This is a genomic window from Frankia umida (genome assembly GCF_023242945.1).
GTDB lineage: Bacteria > Actinomycetota > Actinomycetes > Frankiales > Frankiaceae > Frankia > Frankia umida.
Window position 1 is genome coordinate 117194 of record NZ_JALKFT010000016.1, and the last position, 15104, is coordinate 132297.

Sequence of the window (15104 nt, forward strand, 5' to 3'; positions counted from 1 at the left end):
GGGCAGGTGGACGGGTGAGCAGGGCGGGCGGCTACATGCTGGCGATGAGCTTGTCGACGCGGTCGTCCACGGAGCGGAACGGGTCCTTGCACAGGACGGTGCGCTGCGCCTGGTCGTTGAGCTTGAGGTGCACCCAGTCGACGGTGAAGTCGCGACGTTTCTCCTGGGCCCGCTTGATGAACTCGCCGCGCAGCCGGGCCCGGGTGGTCTGCGGCGGCAGCGACTTCGCCTCGAACACGTCCAGGTCACGGGTGACCCGTTCGACGAGGCCGGCGCGTTCCATCCGGTAGTACAGGCCGCGGTCGCGGTGGATGTCGTGGTACTTCAGGTCGATCTCGGCGATCCGCGGCGAGGCCAGGGACAGCCCGTGGCGGTGCCGGAAACGCTCGATGAGCACGTACTTGGTCACCCAGTCGATCTCGCGGGCGACCAGTTCGAGGTCGTCGGTCTCGATCGCGAGCAGGGTCCGTCCCCACAGGTCCAGGACGCGCTTGGCGACCGCGTCCCCCCCACGACGGTCGACGAACTCGACGGCCTTGGCGTGGTACTCGCGCTGGATGTCGAGCGCGGACACCTCCCGACCGTTCGCCAGTTTGATCTTGCGCTGGCAGGTCATGTCATGACTGACCTCGCGGATCGCCCGGATCGGGTTCTCCAGGGTCATGTCGCGCAGCATGACGCCGGCCTCGATCATCCGTAGCACCAGGTCGGTCGAGCCGAGCTTGAGCAGCATCGTCGTCTCGCTCATGTTCGAGTCGCCGACGATGACGTGCAGACGGCGGAAGCGCTCGGCGTCCGCGTGCGGCTCGTCACGGGTGTTGATGATCGGACGCGACCGGGTGGTCGCGGACGACACCGACTCCCAGATGTGCTCGGCGCGCTGCGAGATGCAGTAGACAGCGCCGCGCGGGGTCTGCAGCACCTTGCCAGCCCCGCACAGGATCTGCCGGCTGACCAGGAACGGCACGAGGATGTCGGCGAGTTTGGAGAACTCGCCGTGGCGGCCGACGAGGTAGTTCTCGTGGCAGCCGTAGCTGTTACCGGCCGAATCGGTGTTGTTCTTGAACAGATGGATGTCGCCGGCGATCCCCTCCTCGCGCAGGCGGCGCTCGGCCTCCACGAGCAGGCCCTCCAGGATGCGCTCGCCGGCCTTGTCATGAGTGACGAGGTCGGGTACCGAGTCGCATTCCGGTGTGGCGTACTCCGGATGGCTTCCAACGTCGAGGTAGAGGCGGGCGCCGTTCTTGAGGAACACGTTCGAGCTGCGCCCCCAGGACACGACACGACGGAACAGGTACCGCGCCACCTCGTCCGGGGACAGCCTTCGCTGCCCCCGGAACACGCAGGTGACGCCGTACTCGTTCTCCAGACCGAAGATGCGGCGATCCACGTCTGTGACCCTATGCTCGGATGCCACCCGGGCGTGGGCAGACGCCCGGGCCGCTGTCATCGTCTGGTCGATCCGCTGGCCGGCGGTGGCTCCAGCGGGACGGTCCGCTCCAGGGTGGAACGTCGCCCCGGGACGGCCGTCGCCTGCCCGGGTCCGGCCGCCTCGCCCGCCCCGGCGTCCGCGGCGGGCACCCCGAGCGTCCCGTCACCCGCCTCCTCCACCGGCACCTGTGGGCCATCCGGCGGCGGTGAACCGACGCGGGTCCGCGAGCCGGACGGGGCCGTGCCGGCACCGCCCGCGCGGGCGATCCGGGCCGTCCGTCCGGTGTGGGCCGCGTGGGCGGCGCGGGTGGGACGCTGCCCACCGAGGGGACGCTGCCCACCGATCGGACGCTGCCCACCGGAGAGCAGCCAGGCGGTGGCCGCGGGCTGGGCGCCCCGTTCCCCGACGAAGGCCAGCCACAGGCCGAGGACCAGCCACACCGCCAGCACCACGACGGGACGTCCACCGGCGGCGCCGTCGAAGTAGTCCGTCGAGCGCAGCAGGGTCACCCCCGCGCCGGGCGGGGCGAACTGGCCGACGTCCCCCCACGGCCGGGGCAGCATCTCCGGTGCCGACGCCGCCGCCGACAGCGCCGCGGCGACCACCATCACCAGCGCGATGCCGACCAGCCCCGCCGTCCCGCCGACCGCGCCCGCGCCGACCACCGGCGCGACGACCGCCAGGGCCAGCAGCGTCACCACCGCCATCGTGGTCAGCAGCGACCCGGGCAGCACGTGCAGCGCGCCGCGCAGCGCCACCGCGCCCGCGAACCCGGCGAGCACCGCGAACAGTGCGATCCCCGCCAGGCGCACCGCGCGCGAACGCACCAGCCTGGTCAGCAGCACCCCGGCCGCCGCCAGGACCAGCACCAACGGCAGGTAGCCGGCGGCCAGTCCCCCACCGCCCACGTCCCGTGGCGCGGTCGGGACGACGTCGACGACCGGGATCTCCAGGCCGGGCATGAACACCCGGATGCCCCGGGTGAGCGCCTCGGTCACCGCGGGGCTCGCCGCCGAGGCGACCCGCAGCGTGAGCCCGCCATCCCCGATCACGATGGCCGCGTAGGCCTCCCGGTCCCGCAGCGCCCGGTCGGCCGCGGCGACGCTGCCCACCGTGCGCACCGAGAGCGCCCCCGGTTCCACCCGGCTGATCTGATCGGCGAGCGCCCCGGCCGCCGGCTGCGCCCCGACGGTGAGAATCGGCAGGTTCCGCGGCCGAAGGCTGGTCACCGACGTTCCGTACAACCAGACCAGCAGGCCCGTGAGCAGCGCCATCGCGACCGTCAGCAGCCCGAGGCGGCGCAGCGCCCCCAGCCGGGCATCCGCCGTCACGCCCGCGGCGCGAGCGCTCGTCGCGGCGCTGTGGGCCGCTCCCCGCTGGCCCGTCGCGGCGCCGGTCACGCCACCATCGGCTACCGCCTCGCTGGCTACCGCACCGCCGGATGCCACGCTGTCAACCGCGGCGGGGTGTACGGCGGCGCCGGCCGGCGTGGGGTCGGGATGGACCGGCGCGGGGTCGGGCTGGGTCGCGCCGGCGCCCTGGGCGAGGCGCTGGCCGGGCAGACCCTCCCGGTCACCGGGCCATGGCCGCCCGTCTCCCGTCACCATGGGGATGTCCCAGCGCCCATCGGGGCTCTCGCCACGCCGGGCACCGGATCGCCCGTTGTCTCCTCCGGCCGAGCTCTGCTCACCGCTGTCTCCCCTCCGTCCGGCGGAGCCGCCGGGACGACTACAGGCAGTAGCGTGATGCCTGCGTAGAGCCACGTCCTGTTCGATCGGTCGCCGTCCGGCGTGTCGCCCACGGGCGTGTCCCGACGAACCAGCCGAGGCCGTCCACCATCCGGCCCGACCGGCCAGCCGGGGAACCCGGGCCGGGTACGGCGCCCCCGTAACGGTGGGGGGCGCTGACGGAGTCCGCCGCTTGATGGTCATGGCGGCGCGGACGGGGAAGGATGGGCGCCATGACGAGCCGAACGAACGACGCGACCATCCGCGCGGGCCGGGTGCGCGCGCTCAAAAGCCACCTGCGCGCCGAGGTCGTCCGCCAGGGATCGGTGCCGCTGACCGTCGCGGCCCCCGCGGCGGACGATCCGCCCCGCGGCGGGATCATCGTCGTCCAGGACGCCCGTGGCATCACGCCGTACCTGATGTCGGTGTGCGACCGGCTGGCCGACGCGGGCTGGCTCACGGTGGCCCCGCACCTGTACCACCGCGAGGGCATCGACGAGGTCGACCCCACCGACGGCTGGCCCCAGGCCATCCCGACGATGGACCGCCTGACCGGCGAGGGCATCGACACCGACGTGGACGCGGCGCTGGCCCACCTGGACGCCGTCGGCTTCGACCCGTCCCAGCGGGCGATCCTCGGTTTCTGCATGGGCGGCACGGTGGCGTTGCACACCGCGACGCGCTACGAGCTTCCCGCCGCGGTGTCGTTCTACGGCGGCGGGGTCAGCACGTCGGCGTGGCCGGGTGTGCCGGCGCTGGCGGAGGCCGCCGTCCAGCTACGCGGCCCGTGGCTCGGCCTGTACGGCGAACAGGACCAGCTGATCTCCCACGACGAGATCGCGGCGCTGCGGGCGGCGGCGGGCCGCAGTGGCCAGGCGACCGAACTGATCAGCTACCCCGACGCGGGGCATGCCTTCCACAGCGACGACCGGGACTCCGTCTACCGCCCCGCCGCCGCGGCCGACGCCTGGTCGCGCACGCTCGCCTTCCTCGACCACCGCGTCCGTCCCCGTTAGACGGCCGCTTCCCGCCTCCGTCCCCCGCACCCCTGCGGTGGCGGCCGAGGGCCGGCCACCGCGGGGGCCTGGGCGGGACCGGCCCCCGCGGGTGCGGCAGGTCCCGTGGGTCAGGCGGAGGCGGTCTCGGCGAGCAGGTCCTCGAGGACCCGGCCGCCGATCCGCTTGAACTGACGGCGGGCCCGGGTGCGGTCGAGCATGCCGACCTCGAGGTTGGCCGCGGTGAGCACCCGCTCGCCGCTCTGCGGCATGCCGGGGGGAACGCTCACGGTCAGCGCCCGCACCGCGGTCCGCAGCGCGTCGGCGAGGGACTGGCCGTCGCGGTGGTGCTCCTTGAGCGACGTGGTGACCTGGTCGGACGCGCCGCCGATGGCGACGAAACCGCGCTCGTCGGCGATCGACCCGTCGAAGGTCAGCTTGTAGATCTGGTCGTCGTCGCTGCTGCGACCGACCTCGGCCACAACGATCTCGACCTCGTACGGCTTCACGCTCTCGGTGAAGATCGCGCCGAGGGTCTGCGCGTAGGCGTTCGCGAGCGCACGGCTGGTCACGTCGCGGCGGTCGTACATGTAGCCGCGGGAGTCGGTCAGCCGGATGCCCGCGGTGCGCAGGTTCTCGAACTCGTTGTACTTGCCGACGGCGGCGAACGCGATCCGGTCGTAGATCTCGCTGATCTTGTGCAGGGTCACCGAGGGGTTCTCGGCGACGAACAGGATCCCCTCCGCGTAGGTGATCACGACGACGCTACGTCCGCGGGCGATGCCCTTGCGCGCGTACTCGCTCTTGTCGCGGACCTGCTGTTCGGGGCTCGCGTATCCGAACGGCATGGTCACGTCAGCCTCCCGCGCTTGTGGAACGGTCCGCGATGATGGCGCTCACCACGGGTTCGACCTCGTCATCGCCGTAGCGGCGGTACCCGTCCACCGTGACGACGGCGACGATGGGGTACAGCCTGCGGATCAGGTCGGGGCCGCCGGTGGCGGAGTCGTCGTCGGCGGCGTCGTACAGCGCCTCGATCGCGATGCGCACCGCGTCGGCCTGGCTCTGGTCGGCGCGGAAACGCTTCTTCAGCGATCCCTTGGCGAACACCGACCCGGAGCCGATCGACTCGTAGGTCCGCTCCTCGGACTTCGCCGCGGCGATGTCGTAGGAGAAGATGCGCCCGATGCCGTCATCCTCGTCGTAGCCGGCGAACAGGGGGACGACCGCGAGGCCCTGCAGCGCCATCGGCAGGTTGCCCTTGACCATCGCGGCGAGCCGGTTGGCCTTGGCGTCCAGGCTGAGGGTGGCGCCCTCGATCTTCTCGTAGTGCTCGAGCTCCACCTGGAACAGCCGGATCAGCTCCGCGCCGACGCCCGCGGTACCCGCGTAGCCGACGCAGGAGAAGTCGTCGGCGTGGTGCACCTTCTCGACGTCCCGCTGGGCGATCATGTGCCCCTGCGTCGCCCGCCGGTCACCGGCCATGATCACGCCGCCGGGGAAGGTGACCGCGACGATCGTCGTGCCGTGCGCGACCTCGGTGACCGGCGCCGGCAGTCCCTCGCGGGCTCCCGGAAGCAGGTGCGGCGCGGACTGCGACAGGAAATCGGTGAACGACGACGTGCCCGGCGCCATGAACACAGCCGGCAGGCGCCCGGCGCCACCCAATGGATCCGCCACGCATCCCCCTTTCGATAGACGTACTCGCCCGGACGCGGCGATCCGGGGGCTCCCGGCGCCGCGTCGGACGTGCGCATGAGCACAACATAGGGCCATCACCCGCGGTCATGGCCCGGGAGGGCCACCGACCGGGTCACGCCCGCGTCACCACGACGCACCGCCCGCCACCCGAAGCACGCTCGGGCCGCGGCCCGCACCACCTTCGAGCCTCGACGCATGCCACCGACGGGCGCCTGGCCGGCTGACGGACCACCTGGCTGCCCGCCTGCCTGGCCGGTCGGTCGCACTGGTCGGGTCGCCCGCGCGACGTCGGAGCGGGCCACCCGACCAGTGGATCAGCAGCTCAGCGGCGCAGCGGATCGGCGCGGCTCGGTGCGACCACGCGGTTCGGTGCGACCACGCGGTTCGGTCGGTCGGTGAGAACGGAGGATCGGCGGATCAGTGCGAGCCGCGAGGACCGCGGTCGGTCACTCGCCGCCCTTCTGGACGTAACCCTTCACGAACTCCTCGGCGTTCTCCTCCAGGACGTCGTCGATCTCGTCGAGCAGCGAGTCGACATCCTCGGAGAGCTTCTCGTGCCGCTCCTTGAGATCGGAGGCGGCGGCGTCCTCCGTCGTGACCTCGTCAGCCTCATCCGCGCGCCGGTTGGCATTCTGCTGCCCGCCGTCACTGTCCCTGGTGGCCATGACGCCCTCCTTCGATCGCCTCGCGTGAGACTATCCCGCCCCACCGACGCTGTCGGACGGGTCGGTGAGAGGTCCACTCCATCACGATCTGGCCGCCGCGTGGCCCCGTCCGCCCAGGGCGCAACGCGGAACTTCGCCGTCAGCGGCCGGCGAGGGCGTCCACGAGCTCCGTGGCGGTGGCGCAGCGGTCCAGCAGCTCCCCGACGTGCGCCTTCGTGCCCCGCAGCGGCTCGAGCGTCGGTACCCGCTGTAGCGAGTCCCGGCCGATGTCGAAGATGACCGAGTCCCAGGACGCGGCCGCGACCTGCTGCGGGTACCGGGCCAGGCAGCGGCCGCGGAAGAACGCCCGGGTGTCCTCCGGCGGCTCGGTCATCGCGCGGACGACCTCGTCCTCGGCGAGGATCCGGTCGAAGCGTCCCCGCTCGACCAGCCGGTTGTACAGGCCGCGGTCCGGGCGCACATCGTGGTACTGCAGGTCGACGAGCTCCAGGCGGGGCGAATCCCAGGCCAGGCTGTCCCGCGAGCGGTAACCCTGCAGGATCGACAGCTTCGCGACCCAGTCGAGCTCACGCGCGCACGTCATCGGGTCGACCTCGAGGCGGCCGAGCACCGACTCCCAGCGGGCCAGCACATCGGCGGTCTGCGGGTCGACGTCGGCGCCGAAACGGCTCTCGACGAACTTGCGGGCCTGCTCGTAGTACTCCATCTGCAGCTGCACCGCGGTCATCCGCCGGCCGTCGGTCAGCGTCAGCAGATGGGTGAGGCTGGGATCGTGGGAGATCGCCCGCAGCGTCGCCACCGGCGCCTCCACCGACAGGTCGACGCTGAACCAGCCGTCCTCGATCATCGACAGGACCAGCGAGGTCGTGCCCGCCTTCAGGTAGGTGGCGACCTCGCTCATGTTCGCGTCACCGATGATCACATGCAGCCGTCGGTACTTCTCCGGGTCGGCATGCGGCTCGTCCCGGGTGTTGATGATCGGCCGCTTCAGCGTCGTCTCCAGGCCCACCTCGACCTCGAAGAAGTCCGCCCGCTGGCTGATCTGGAAACCGGACTCGCGCCCGTCCACCCCGATGCCGACCCGGCCCGCCCCGCACACGACCTGCCGGGAGACGAAGAACGGCGTGAGATGACGCACGATCTCCCCGAACGGCGTCGACCGCGCCATCAGGTAGTTCTCGTGGCAGCCGTAGGAGACGCCCTTGTTGTCGGTGTTGTTCTTGTACAGGTGCACCGGACGCGTGCCCGGCACCGTCAGCGCCCGGCGGGCCGCCTCGGCCATCACCCGCTCGCCGGCCTTGTCCCACAGCACCGCGTCCCGCGGGTTGGTGACCTCCGGGGCCGAGAACTCCGGGTGCGCGTGGTCGACGTAGAGCCGGGCCCCGTTCGTCAGGATGACGTTGGCCAGGCCCAGGTCGTCCTCGTTGGCGGGCGCGGTCGGATCCACGACCGGCTCCCGCGGCAGCTCGAAGCCGCGGGCGTCCCGCAGCGGCGACTCCTCCTCGAAGTCCCACCGGGCACGACTGCCCGTGGACGACGCCCGGTTGGCATAGGAGTTCACCACCAAGGACGACGCCAACATCTGGTTGGTGTTCGGTTGACCGGGCACCGACACTCCGTACTCGGTCTCGATCCCCATGATCCGGCGCGCGCTCACCCTGCAAGCGTAGGTCCTGCGCGGCCCATCGGTTAGCCGGACGTCGCGCTTGTTTGTTCTGGGCGCTGCGCCCCGCCCTCTCCGGGCCCGTCACGAACGCCCCACCCGCTGTCCGCACACGCCCGTTCACGTGCTGTTCCCACGCACCGTCCGCACTTGTCCACCCACCCACACGCCCGCACCTTCGGTGCATCGGCGCACCTTCGCGCCCAGCGGAGTGGACCACCCGGTCACCCGGCCGCCCGGCCGCTGCTTCGGCCACCCGCAGGGCCCGGCCCGGCGGCCCCGGCCCGGCGGGCTCCGACCGGCCCGGACGGGCTCGCTCTGTGGCGCCGAGGTCCGCCGGAGACGAACGAGGGCCTGCCGGCGGACCGTGATCGTCCGAGAGGGACGAACTCGATCTCGCAGGCAGGCCCGCGTCGGATGCTCCGGCCAGGTACGGCCGGGAGGTGCCTAGAGGTACTGGCCGGTGTTGGCCACCGTGTCGATGGAGCGACCGGCCTCAGTGCCCTTGGTACCGGTGACGAGCGTGCGGATGTAGACGATCCGCTCGCCCTTCTTGCCGGAGATCCGGGCCCAGTCGTCCGGGTTGGTCGTGTTCGGGAGGTCCTCGTTCTCCTTGAACTCGTCCAGGCAGGCGGCGAGCAGGTACTGCATGCGCAGGCCCTTCTTGCCGCCTTCGATGTGCTCCTTGACCGACATCTTCTTGGCCCGGGCCACGATGTTCTCGATCATGGCGCCGGAGTTGAAGTCCTTGAAGTACAGGACTTCCTTGTCGCCGTTGGCGTAGGTCACCTCGAGGAAGCGGTTCTCCTCCGTCTCGGCGTACATGCGCTCAACAACCCGTTGGATCATCGCCGCGACGGTGGCCTCACGGTTGCCATCGAACTCGGCGAGATCATCCGGATACAGCGGCAGGCTGGTCACGACGTACTTGGCGAAGATGTCGCGCGCCGCCTCGGCGTCGGGACGCTCCACCTTGATCTTGACGTCGAGCCGGCCGGGCCGCAGGATCGCCGGGTCGATCATGTCCTCGCGGTTGGACGCGCCGATCACGATGACGTTCTCGAGCTCCTCAACGCCGTCGATCTCGCTGAGCAGCTGCGGAACGATCGTGTTCTCCACGTCCGAGGACACACCCGAGCCGCGGGTCCGGAAGATCGAGTCCATCTCATCGAAGAACACGATCACCGGCATTCCCTCGGACGCCTTCTCGCGCGCCCGCTGGAACACCAGCCGGATCTGCCGCTCGGTCTCGCCGACGAACTTGTTGAGCAGCTCCGGGCCCTTGATGTTGAGGAAGAACGCCCGCCCGGAACCCTGGCCGGTCGCCGCTTCGACCTTCTTGGCCAGCGAGTTGGCGACCGCCTTGGCGATCAGCGTCTTGCCACAGCCGGGCGGGCCGTACAACAGCACGCCCTTCGGTGGCCTGAGCTGATGCTCCTTGTAGAGATCCTTGTAGAGGAACGGCAGCTCGACCGAGTCCCGGATCGACTCGATCTGACTCTTGAGCCCACCGATCTGCTCGTAGCCGATGTCCGGGACCTCTTCGAGGACCAGCTCCTCGACCTCGGACTTGGGAATGCGCTCGAAGGCGTACCCGGAGCGGGGCTCGATGAGCAGCGAGTCGCCTGCCCGGATCGGCCCGGCCAACAGTGGCTGGGCCAGCATGACGACGCGCTCCTCGTCGGTGTGACCGAGCACCAGTGCTCGATCACCGCCCTCGAGGACCTCCTTGAGCAGGACGATCTCGCCCTGTCGCTCGAACGAGCGCGCCTCGACCACGTTGAGGGCTTCGTTGAGCATGACCTCCTGGCCAGGCTCGAGCGCTTCGATGACGACACTCGGCGACACCGTCACCCGGAGCTTTCTGCCCTGGGTGAACACGTCGACGGTGCCGTCGTCGTAGTTGGAGACGAAGATCCCGTAGCCGCTGGGCGGCTGCGCGAGTCTGTCGACCTCCTCCTTCAGAGTGACGATCTGGTCGCGCGCCTCGCGCAGAGTCGCGACGAGCCTGTCGTTCTGCCCTGAGACAGACGACAGCTCCGCCTGGACCTCCGCGAGCCGTTCCTCCAGCACCCTCACCTGCCTGGGCGATTCGGACAACCTACGCCGCAGCATGGCCACTTCCTCTTCCAGGAAGGCGACCTGCGTCGTGAGCTCGTGTGATTCCTTCTCGTACGCCGACCGCCGTGATTCGGCATCACCTGGACGACCCGTGCTCCCATCGGAGCCAGAGCCCGAACGGGGACCGGACACTGCGCCTCCACCTCCCCCGTGCTGACCGGGACGCACCCACACTACCGTTGTGACCGCCGTTGGCAGGCCGGTCAGGCAAGGACGACCCGGCTTTGCCGTAAACAGCGGGTTACGGTGCCATGGTGACAGAAGATCGGAGCCCTGTGGCAACTCCAGCGAAGCCGGGCGTTTCGGCCAGCCTGCGTGTGCGGGTCGACCAGAACGCCTGCACCGGCGATGGCCTGTGCGTCCAGCTCGCTCCGAGCGTGTTCGAGTTCGACGTCGACGGCCTGGCCTACGTCAAGGACGACTCCGGCGAACTCCAGACGCTCGACGGCGCGCACGTCCCCGTCCCCCTCCCCCTCGTGGACGCCGTCCTGGGCGCCGCCGACGAGTGCCCCGGCACATGCATCTACGTCGAACGCCCCGATGGCACCCTCGAGGCCGGCGGCCCCTCCGAGGACGACTGACCGGAAACCCCCGAGCCCACGCCCGATCACGCCCCGCAGCGACCCACCAGGCCAGATCGCGCTACACGGGTCGCCGTGGGGGGCATATCGGACACGAACACCCCCACGGCGACCCGCGTGGCCCCCGGCCGCCCGTACCCGCCGAGATTCTTGTCACAGACCGTAATTTTCCTGGCCGGAGCGGCGACTACCGGGACCCAGGGCCCGTTATCGGCCGTGGTGGGTCGTCGATGATCCACGCGAGGGCATCCTGGCCGATCCCGTGGATCTTCGGCGGGACGTGACGGCCCCGGGCATTTCTCGGCTCGGGGCGATCTCGGGCGTGTCGTCACCACGAAGCCACCAGACGCGCACAGGACGGTGCCCTCGCCGCCAGGCGCGGCGCCCCTCTCACCCGCACCGCGATCGCCCACGCCGACTGTCACCGTGCCCAGCGACCGCAACCCGGCCCTGACCGAGCCAGCCCACCGAATTCCGCGCACGGACCGCTTAAAGGACCTCAGCGGAATCGGTGATCGCCGTGGTGCCGGTGGCGTCGGTGGTGGTGGGAGAGTCGGTGGTGTCGGGCAGGGAGCCCTTGGCGGGGCGGCGACGGCGCACGGGGGGTGTGACGCCGTCGGCCATGCGGCGGGCGGTGACCAGGAAGCCGGTGTGACCGACCATGCGGTGGCCGGGTCGCACGGCGAGGCCCTCCACGTGCCAGTCGCGCAGCATGGTCTCCCAGGCGGCGGGTTCGGCGAAGGTGCCATGGCCGCGCAGGGTCTCCACGGTGCGGGACAGCTGCGTCGTGGTGGCGACGTAGGCACAGACCACGCCGCCGGGTACCAGGGCGGCGCTGACGGCGTCCACGACGTCCCAGGGCGCGAGCATGTCGAGCACGACGCGGTCGATGTCGCGTTCGGACGTCTCGGCCAGGTCACCGACGTGGATGGTGTGGGCGGGGTGCGGGCCGCCGAAGAACGTCTCGATGTTGCGCCGCGCGATGTCGGCGAAGTCGGCCCGTCGTTCGTAGGAGATCAGCTGGCCGTGGTCACCGATGGCGCGCAGCAGCGAGCACGACAGGGCACCCGAGCCGACCCCGGCCTCAAGTACCCGCGCGCCGGGGAAGATGTCCGCGTAGGTGACGATCTGGCCGGCGTCCTTCGGGTAGACGACGGTCGCCCCGCGGGGCATCGACAGGACGAAGTCGACCAGCAGCGGACGCAACGCCAGGTAGTCGGTGCCACCGGTGCTGGTGACAACGATGCCCTCGGGTCGGCCGAGCAGCCCGTCGTGTTCGACGGCGCCGCGGTGGGTGTGGAACTGCTTGCCGGGTTCGAGGACGACGGTGTGCTTGCGTCCCTTGGGGTCGGTGAGCTGTACCCGGTCACCCTTGGTGAACAGGCCACGTCGATGTGACGCCCCCGTCGGAGCCGGCCGGAACGCCGACTCCCCCTCGTCCACCGTGGAGGTGCCCACCTCGTCTGTGGACGCGGCCGGCCCGCTCGTCGCGACGTCGCCCACGACCTCGGTCGGCTCGCCTCCCACCGTGTCGGTCGGCTCGCCTGCGCGGGAGGCCGTCGGCCCGCTCTCGGAGGTGGCTGGCTCGCTCGTCACGGCGGTGGCGACGGTCGGGTCGGGTGTGGCAGTGGTCATCGGTGGGCCACCATGCGGGCGGCGGCGGCGGGGTCGAGCCGGGCGACGAGGTCGACCATCGCGAGCACGCCGACGGGCCGGCCCCCCTGGATGACGAGGTACTCCGAGGCGGGGGCCCGTTGGACGGCGGCCAGCAGGTCCTCGCCCTCCAGATCGGCATCGAACACCATGCCGGGCCCGATCTCCCGGCTCACCTCGTCCACGCTCATCCACGGCCTCCGATGCTCGGGCAGCGCATCGACCGCCGAGCCGTTCATGATCTTCTGGGGGGCGCCGTCGCGGCCGATGACGGCGACGGCGGTGGCTCCGACCTCCTGGGCGCGGCGCAGTGCCTCGGCGAGCGGGACGGCACCCTCGACCGGCAGGGTGCGCCGCACAAGCCGCCCGGCGGACAGCCCGGGCAGGCGCCCGCGCAGCTGGGCGGCGCGCAGTGACTGATAGGCCGCGAAGGCCAGGAAGCCCGCCAGAGCATACGTGTAGAACAGGCCGATGCCCTCGCCGCCCACCATCGACCCCCACACGACCAGGGCGCCGGCGACGACGAACCCGCCGTAGGCGCCGGCCCGCAGCCCGCGCAGCTGATCGCCGGTCGCCGCCCACACGGCCGCCACGACGATGCGCCCGCCGTCCAGGGGCAGACCGGGGGCGAGGTTGAACACGAACAGCGTGAGGTTGACCAGGCCGAGGTCGCGCAGCACGACGCCGAGGTGGGAGTCGCCGGAGACGGCGAGCAGGCCGAGCTCGCAGGCCCCGGCGAGGATGCCGTTGACCGCCGGGCCGCTGAAGGTGATCAGGAACATCCGGCCGGCGCTGCGCGGCTCGGGTTCGAACTCGGTGAACCCGGCGAAACCGTGCAGGGTCACCGAGCGGACCGTGTGCCCCAGGCGCAGGGCGACCAGGGCGTGCCCGAGCTCGTGGGCGAGCAGGGACGCCAGGAAGCCGACCGAGATGGCCGCGGCCAGGCCCAGCACCTGCCCGTCGGAGGCGTCGGGCAGCCGGTCGCGGATCGAGTCGGACAGCAGGTAGGCGACCAGGACCGCGAAGACCAGCGCGAACGGTGAGACGAGGATCGGGACGCCGCGGACCCGCCCGAGCGTCATACCGGCGGGACGTTCCCCGCCGGGTTGCCCGGGCCGCTGACCCGGGGGCTGCCCGGAGCCACCCGGACCGCCGTGGGCATCCGAGCTGGCCTGGGAGCGCTGGTCCGTCATGGAACCGATGCTACGGAGTGGATCCGGCCCCGTCTGCCGGGCCTGTACGCGCTCGTGACCAGCTGGGGTGGGCGAAGCCGGGAGGCGGGGCGTCAAACTGTCGGTGGCGGGATCTAGGGTCCAGGCGTGACCACGACAACCCCACCGTCCGGTTCTCGGCCGCTGATCGGGTCGCTGTCGCCGTCGCGGGCAGCCGATTTCGTCAGCTGCCCGTTGCGGTACCGGTTCCGCGTCATCGACCGGCTGCCCGAACCACCCAGCGCCGCGGCCAGCCGGGGGACGCTCGTGCACACGGTGCTGGAGCGGCTGTTCGACCTGCCCGCCGCGGGGCGCACGCTGACAGCCGCCCGGGAGCTGGTGGAGCCCGCCTACGCGCGGCTGCGGGAGCGTGAGCCGGCCGTCGAGGGCCTGTTCGACGGTGCCGAGGCGCTGGCCACGTGGCTCGACTCGGCGCGTGATCTGCTCGAGGGCTACTTCGTGCTGGAGGATCCGACCCGGCTCTCGCCCGCCGCCCGCGAGCTGTACGTCGAGCATGTGCTGGAGTCGGGTCTGCGACTGCGCGGCTATGTCGACCGGCTCGATTCGGCGGCTACGGAGCAGGGCGTGGCGCTGCGGGTGGTCGACTACAAGACGGGGCGTTCGCCGGGCCCGGCGTTCGAGGCGTCGGCGATGTTCCAGATGCGCTTCTACGCTCTGCTGCTGTGGCGGGTGCGCGGGGTGATTCCCCGCGAGCTGCGCCTGTACTACCTGGGTGATCGCACGTGGCTGCGCACCTCGCCGGACGAGGCCGATCTGCGCTCCACCGAACGGCGGATCACGGCGTTGTGGGCGGCGATCGAGCGGGCCCACCGCACGGGCGACTGGCGGGCCACGCCGAGTCGGCTGTGCTCCTGGTGCGATCACCAGTCGCGTTGCCCGGCCTTCGGAGGCACCCCGCCGCCGCTGCCGCCGCACGCCGCGCCCGGTCTCGACGACAGCGCCCCCACGGTCTGCGAGGCCGACGGGTGAGCCGAGGTGGCCGGTGGTGGCGCCGCGCGCGCTCAGTGGACGATGGGAGGCGGTTCGCACGGCGACGGTACGGTAACCGCCGGAGACGTTGATCGCCTCCCGTTCGTTGCCGTTGCGGCGATGGCCACCGGGGCGAACGCGCCGCGGTTACCCCGGGGTCACAGACGTATCCAGGACGATGGCATGCCCCCCCGGCCGCGGTGGCCGCGGTGAACACCGGCCCGCACAGGCGGCGACGCGCGCGAGGAGGACCCCACGATGGCCCGACGCACCGGAGCATCCCCCGGCGGTGACCATCACGATGGTCTGGCCCAGTTCGGTCACCGAGTCGCGCAGGAACCCCAGTACCTCGGCGCCCGAGCGGG

Annotated in this window: 12 protein-coding genes; 3 read left to right on the plus strand and 9 right to left on the minus strand. The window is 71.5% G+C overall.

Going from position 1 to position 15104, the window contains the following annotated elements:
* Nucleotides 1–31: 31 nt before the first annotated feature.
* Together pafA and MXD59_RS16675 are read right to left on the minus strand one after the other, a co-directional pair.
* Nucleotides 32–1390 (minus strand): Pup--protein ligase, encoded by a 1359-nt coding sequence (gene pafA / locus MXD59_RS16670; RefSeq protein WP_163548152.1) that lies wholly within the window; start codon nucleotides 1388–1390, stop codon nucleotides 32–34.
* Between the two features lie 56 nt (nucleotides 1391–1446).
* The gene (locus MXD59_RS16675; protein ID WP_248825634.1) at nucleotides 1447–3039 is read right to left on the minus strand and encodes an ABC transporter permease; all 1593 of its coding nucleotides are present in this window, start codon (nucleotides 3037–3039) and stop codon (nucleotides 1447–1449) included.
* A gap of 353 nt (nucleotides 3040–3392) precedes the next feature.
* Between MXD59_RS16675 and MXD59_RS16680 the strand changes: the two genes are divergently transcribed.
* The gene (locus MXD59_RS16680) at nucleotides 3393–4175 is read left to right on the plus strand and encodes a dienelactone hydrolase family protein (protein ID WP_248815959.1); all 783 of its coding nucleotides are present in this window, start codon (nucleotides 3393–3395) and stop codon (nucleotides 4173–4175) included.
* Nucleotides 4176–4285: 110 nt separating this feature from the next.
* Here the strand turns inward: MXD59_RS16680 and prcA are convergent, their stop codons facing one another.
* The 5 genes from prcA to arc form a co-directional block, all read right to left on the minus strand.
* Nucleotides 4286–5008 carry a proteasome subunit alpha gene (gene prcA, locus MXD59_RS16685; protein WP_248825635.1) on the minus strand — a complete coding sequence of 241 codons (723 nt, stop codon included), beginning with the start codon at nucleotides 5006–5008 and terminating at the stop codon, nucleotides 4286–4288.
* Between the two features lies 1 nt (nucleotide 5009).
* Entirely contained in the window at nucleotides 5010–5834 is an 825-nt protein-coding gene (gene prcB, locus MXD59_RS16690) for a proteasome subunit beta (protein WP_248815957.1), read from the minus strand.
* Nucleotides 5835–6301: 467 nt separating this feature from the next.
* Entirely contained in the window at nucleotides 6302–6520 is a 219-nt protein-coding gene (locus MXD59_RS16695) for a ubiquitin-like protein Pup (RefSeq protein WP_163548149.1), read from the minus strand.
* 139 nt (nucleotides 6521–6659) lie between these two features.
* Entirely contained in the window at nucleotides 6660–8177 is a 1518-nt protein-coding gene (gene dop, locus MXD59_RS16700; RefSeq protein WP_372512110.1) for a depupylase/deamidase Dop, read from the minus strand.
* Nucleotides 8178–8630: 453 nt separating this feature from the next.
* Entirely contained in the window at nucleotides 8631–10436 is a 1806-nt protein-coding gene (gene arc / locus MXD59_RS16705) for a proteasome ATPase (RefSeq protein ID WP_163548148.1), read from the minus strand.
* 119 nt (nucleotides 10437–10555) lie between these two features.
* Between arc and MXD59_RS16710 the strand changes: the two genes are divergently transcribed.
* Nucleotides 10556–10885, plus strand: coding sequence for a ferredoxin (locus tag MXD59_RS16710; RefSeq protein WP_163548147.1), 330 nt, complete (start codon nucleotides 10556–10558; stop codon nucleotides 10883–10885).
* Nucleotides 10886–11374: 489 nt separating this feature from the next.
* Here MXD59_RS16710 and MXD59_RS16715 read toward each other — a convergent pair whose 3' ends face one another.
* Together MXD59_RS16715 and MXD59_RS16720 are read right to left on the minus strand one after the other, a co-directional pair.
* Nucleotides 11375–12520 carry a tRNA (adenine-N1)-methyltransferase gene (locus MXD59_RS16715; RefSeq protein WP_283097004.1) on the minus strand — a complete coding sequence of 382 codons (1146 nt, stop codon included), beginning with the start codon at nucleotides 12518–12520 and terminating at the stop codon, nucleotides 11375–11377.
* Entirely contained in the window at nucleotides 12517–13731 is a 1215-nt protein-coding gene (locus tag MXD59_RS16720) for a site-2 protease family protein (protein ID WP_248825636.1), read from the minus strand. The genes MXD59_RS16715 and MXD59_RS16720 overlap by 4 nt, the downstream gene beginning before the upstream one ends.
* A gap of 126 nt (nucleotides 13732–13857) precedes the next feature.
* On the opposite strand from MXD59_RS16720, the gene MXD59_RS16725 reads away from it, so the two are divergent.
* Nucleotides 13858–14739, plus strand: coding sequence for a RecB family exonuclease (locus MXD59_RS16725; protein ID WP_225438167.1), 882 nt, complete (start codon nucleotides 13858–13860; stop codon nucleotides 14737–14739).
* The last annotated feature ends 365 nt before the right edge of the window (nucleotides 14740–15104 follow it).

Bases quoted from the DNA above. Each gene is read 5' to 3' on its own strand.
- MXD59_RS16720 (WP_248825636.1), bottom strand. From the start codon at position 13,731: ATGACGGACCAGCGCTCCCAGGCCAGCTCGGATGCCCACGGCGGTCCG.
- MXD59_RS16710 (WP_163548147.1), top strand. From the start codon at position 10,556: ATGGTGACAGAAGATCGGAGCCCTGTGGCAACTCCAGCGAAGCCGGGC.
- MXD59_RS16715 (WP_283097004.1), bottom strand. From the start codon at position 12,520: ATGACCACTGCCACACCCGACCCGACCGTCGCCACCGCCGTGACGAGC.
- MXD59_RS16675 (WP_248825634.1), bottom strand. From the start codon at position 3,039: ATGGTGACGGGAGACGGGCGGCCATGGCCCGGTGACCGGGAGGGTCTG.
- MXD59_RS16695 (WP_163548149.1), bottom strand. From the start codon at position 6,520: ATGGCCACCAGGGACAGTGACGGCGGGCAGCAGAATGCCAACCGGCGC.
- MXD59_RS16680 (WP_248815959.1), top strand. From the start codon at position 3,393: ATGACGAGCCGAACGAACGACGCGACCATCCGCGCGGGCCGGGTGCGC.